This window comes from Haliscomenobacter sp. (assembly GCF_040403615.1).
In the GTDB taxonomy this organism is placed as follows: Bacteria; Bacteroidota; Bacteroidia; order Chitinophagales; family Saprospiraceae; genus Haliscomenobacter.
Genome location: NZ_JBBAKG010000217.1, coordinates 1 through 3,928, shown reverse-complemented (window position 1 = coordinate 3,928; position 3,928 = coordinate 1). Strand labels below are relative to the sequence as shown.

Sequence of the window (3,928 nt, the reverse complement as noted above, 5' to 3'; positions counted from 1 at the left end):
CAATAAGCGTTTCATCACATAATCGCCCACAATAGGAGAGCAGGAGGAGCCCTGAGGAATACCCCGTTGGGTGTAACCCAGAATGTTTGGAATAGCGTATGTGCTTCCTTCATTCTCTGTATAGTTTTCAGGCCTTACGGCATCGTGTGGACTTGTGTCTTCTTCTGGCTCTACGGCTTCATGTGTCCTTGCGGATTGCTGTGGCCTTACGGCGATTTCGTCCCTTACGGGCTCTGGTGGATTTGTCTGGTTGGTGTCCAAGTTTTGAGGGTTTGTTCTCCGAACTACGTTCAAGCACTCAAAGCTGACAGTTGTCTGAATAACCCGTGCAGGGAGTTGCAGTATCGCCGCCAAGCTGGACGTTGAGATCGATCCGTAAAAATTTTGCATATCAGCCGCGACAACATATTTGTAACCATTCTCTGCGCCCCGCCGTACCGCTGCTATGCCTTGTTCAATACCTCGCGGACGCCTGGCTATCTGCGCTGGGTGGAGAGCATCCGGCCGGTTTTCCAAGACTAACTTTACAATAAGCTGAGCGGCGCGGTGTTCTAAATCGAATGAGCATATATCGCGCACCCCTCCCGATTCCTTTGGCTCTTGAAATATAAACACCCTCTCATCTCGGGTTTTCCAAAGATCTAAACCTGACGCGATTTTTCTGACATGCGCACCGGAATAACCGCCTTGCCTGCGAGGGAACGGCTGGTCGTTGCTTACTGCGTTTTTCGCGGCCAAAGCGATGAGGGCGAGGTTAGCTCTTTGCGTTGCAACGACGCGCATGGCGAATGAACGCATCAGCTTCCGTTCGGCCCTTAAGGCTTTTTCACGGTGGCCTGCATCCCATAGAGAGCGAATACGCCTAAGCTCTTTACGTAAGGTCTTCCGAGATTTTCCAAGCAGCTGGTAAAACTCAGGTGTCCACCTTCCATTTATAAGACCGCTACGTATCCGACGACGCGGGGCAACGCTCTGGATCGGCGACAAATTCTGCGAAGGGAAAGTGGACATTGTCGATCTCACTTCCGTGCAACCGGTTTCAAAAATGAGTGAGGTTTGCAACCCGTTGCAAAATTCGCTTCTGGTTCAATGATAGATGGCTCAGCCATGTGCTCTGCAGTCCCGTCACGTTTGCCTCTCTATTGGAAGAAGGCACCTAGTTTTTAAGGGGAAATGAATTTGCAACTGGTTGCAAATTGAAGCCTACATACCGGCCGTTTAGTGCCGGTATTCAGCGGTCGAATTAACGCGGCGGTCTATGATATAACTCAGGATATCCTCCTGAGAGTAAACGACCTTCCCTTGAAGTTTAGAATAACAAGGGCCGTTCCCCGTGTGCCGCCATTTCCTCAACGTCTGAGGCGCTAAGCGCATCAATTTCGCAGCTTGGGGTGTGTCGTAGTAAATCATCGAACCATGTGACATGTGACTTAACCTTCTAAATCTGGGGTCCCGTTATCTACGTAAATAAACGGTCAGAAGGGCCTGTCAACTGTTTTATTGAATTTTATCAATGGCTTACTACTGATATTTAGTCAAGTTTTATTAAAAAGACAAATTTCATATATTTAAGGCCGAGGCTCGAATAACCGTCGCCACACTTTTCGCCGTTTATCTGCAGACTGTTTGCAACTGTTGCAAAATGTTTGCGCTGAGTATCGCGACGTTAAGGGTCAACTGCTGAGAACAGCATCTGCAAATGTAGCAAGCTGGGCAGGTGACACGTGAGCGTAGCGGGCCGCCGTTTGTACGCTCTTGTGGCCTACGATTTGCATGGCAGTGGTCGTGGAAATGCTTGGATTGGCGTAAAACTTTGACGCGAACCAATGTCGCAGCGCATGAATACCGCAATGCTCCACTTCAGCTTCGCGCAATATCTTTTTCCATGCTGGCCTCAATACGTCCGGTAAAAGATTGCCCTCACCGCCCCCCAGGGGCGGACATACATGATCATTGCCGGCATAACGTGGTGCAACTGACAGTAGCTGCACAAGAGAACTATTCAGAGGCTTAACGAGTTTGCCAGTTTTCGTATCGGGCCAACAAATCTGTTGCCGGTCCCAGTCTATATAAGACCATTTAAGCCGACAAATCTCATCGGACCTGCATCCCGACGATTTCAATAGCCGAATTGCAAGAACTACCGTCGGGTGATGATTTCCCTTTTCAAGTATGTTTTCAATCGCCGCCAGTTCCCCGGCGCTAAGCAGTCGGTCGCGTTTGCGTTCCTTATATTGAATGATACCTTTACAAGGATGCTGCATACCATCGCGCCACCCCCAACTCTCCGCTAAAGTCATGGCCTTTCGCAGTATAGCGATCATCAAGTTAGCTTGTCGCGGTGTAGATTTGAAGTCGAGGTGAAACTTTTGGACGTCGGATAGTTTCACGTCCTTTACGTCCCTACTCTTAAACGCTGGACGAAGGTGCAGCCTGACAAGTCGTTCGTATTCCTTTACGGTGCGAGGTTTCAAATATGCGCGCACGTGAGTATCAAGAAACTTGTCGAATAGTTGGTCGCAGGTCTGGTTGCGTGGGGCGCAGGCTAGGTGCACTTTCCCCAATCGCACTGACGCCACTAACTCTTCTGCCAGCCGACGAGCTTGATCACAACTTAGTTGATAAGTTGATCCGAAAGTTTCTCGTTTCTGAGGCCGCCCGCGACCTCTGCCCTGCCTAATGACCACACCGTAAGACTTATGCCCTGAGGGCATCACTCTTACTCGAAATGCCCGTAGCTTTTCATCTTGGACCTCATATTCTTTTAACCCCGGTTGGAGGGCGTCGACATAGGACTTTGTCAGTTTTGCAATCTTTGGCATGTATGTGTTCCGGTAGCTTCGAGGTAACACCGAGGTAACACCGTGGAGAAACACAGAGTGCCTTGGGTCAACAAGGAACTACCCGCCAATTACTATTTTTCAATAGGTTGCCAACATCTGTCGCCATCAAACAACGCGCGTCAACAGCATCTATATCAAACTCTTAATCAGCGGGTCGTGGGTTCGAACCCCTCAGCGTCTACCATTTTCCTCAATGATTTAGAGAGACTAATGCGCTGTTAGCGGCATTCAAGGTAACATCCCGGTACAACTGGCCAAGATTAAAATGCGGACATCGGGCCGCACGAGAAGTGGCATAGTTTCTGTGCTTGCAAGATACGTCCTAATTTTTGCAACAGTTGCAAAGTCTGAACCGGCCGCATTGCGCCCAGATCTACTCGTGTTCCCCATCGGCCCTGCGTCCGGACCCTTTGCCAAAGACGCTTGGATTGATAGTTGCCGTTGTATAGGTCGCAATCGTAATCGCCGCCGCACCGATCAAAACGACGTGCCCGATCAGATTGAAAGCAAAGAATGTATAGCTGCCAAAGGCAAGGCTAATCGCGAGAACCCACATGGCACCTAAGGCTTGCAGAACATAGTGCCGCGTTGATACATCTGGAATATGCCTAAGCGGGCTAACGTCGCTGTTAAATATAAAATCCCAAGCATGAACGACTAATTTCTTCATTTGTCTCTCCCTTGGTCCTACAATAACTATACCTTATGCTCCTTTTATGACGATTTACCAACAGAATTACCGTCGGTATCTGTGGATGGCCGGAACATGCCCTACGGCGCGCAGCACGCGTGTTTGATACCCGGGAGGCAAACGCGCCATCGACAAGACCCAGACGCGCCTGCACGGACTGCCGAAGCACACCCGCAAGCTGGCGCAGCTGATGTTTTGAAGCAGATCTGGTGACCATTCACAATTGTGCTTTCGAGCCTTTACAACGTCGGTTTGCGCCCAAGTTTTACCGTTCCAATGTGCGCTTAATTGCAGTCACTATAGGCGCTCGGTAAAATCCACCTAACAGGACGTCGGTATAAATTTACGCAAAGATACGCACTTTATGAGGTGCATTCAGCCAAAGCGCCTCTTG

Annotated in this window: 3 protein-coding genes and 1 pseudogene; all 4 read right to left on the bottom strand. The window is 49.6% G+C overall.

Annotated features, from left to right (window positions below):
- Positions 1-261 (bottom strand): annotated as a pseudogene (locus ABW391_RS28850) (hypothetical protein); the annotation flags it as partial.
- Between the two features lie 957 nt (positions 262-1,218).
- A complete protein-coding gene (locus tag ABW391_RS28845) occupies positions 1,219-1,410 on the bottom strand; it encodes a helix-turn-helix domain-containing protein (protein ID WP_353485371.1) in 192 nt (63 codons plus the stop codon).
- 263 nt (positions 1,411-1,673) lie between these two features.
- Entirely contained in the window at positions 1,674-2,822 is a 1,149-nt protein-coding gene (locus ABW391_RS28840; protein WP_353485370.1) for a site-specific integrase, read from the bottom strand.
- A 394-nt stretch (positions 2,823-3,216) separates the two neighbouring features.
- Positions 3,217-3,513 carry a hypothetical protein gene (locus tag ABW391_RS28835; RefSeq protein ID WP_353485369.1) on the bottom strand — a complete coding sequence of 99 codons (297 nt, stop codon included), beginning with the start codon at positions 3,511-3,513 and terminating at the stop codon, positions 3,217-3,219.
- Positions 3,514-3,928 lie beyond the last annotated feature (415 nt).

Bases quoted from the DNA above. Each gene is read 5' to 3' on its own strand.
- ABW391_RS28835 (WP_353485369.1), bottom strand. From the start codon at position 3,513: ATGAAGAAATTAGTCGTTCATGCTTGGGATTTTATATTTAACAGCGAC.
- ABW391_RS28845 (WP_353485371.1), bottom strand. From the start codon at position 1,410: ATGATTTACTACGACACACCCCAAGCTGCGAAATTGATGCGCTTAGCG.
- ABW391_RS28840 (WP_353485370.1), bottom strand. From the start codon at position 2,822: ATGCCAAAGATTGCAAAACTGACAAAGTCCTATGTCGACGCCCTCCAA.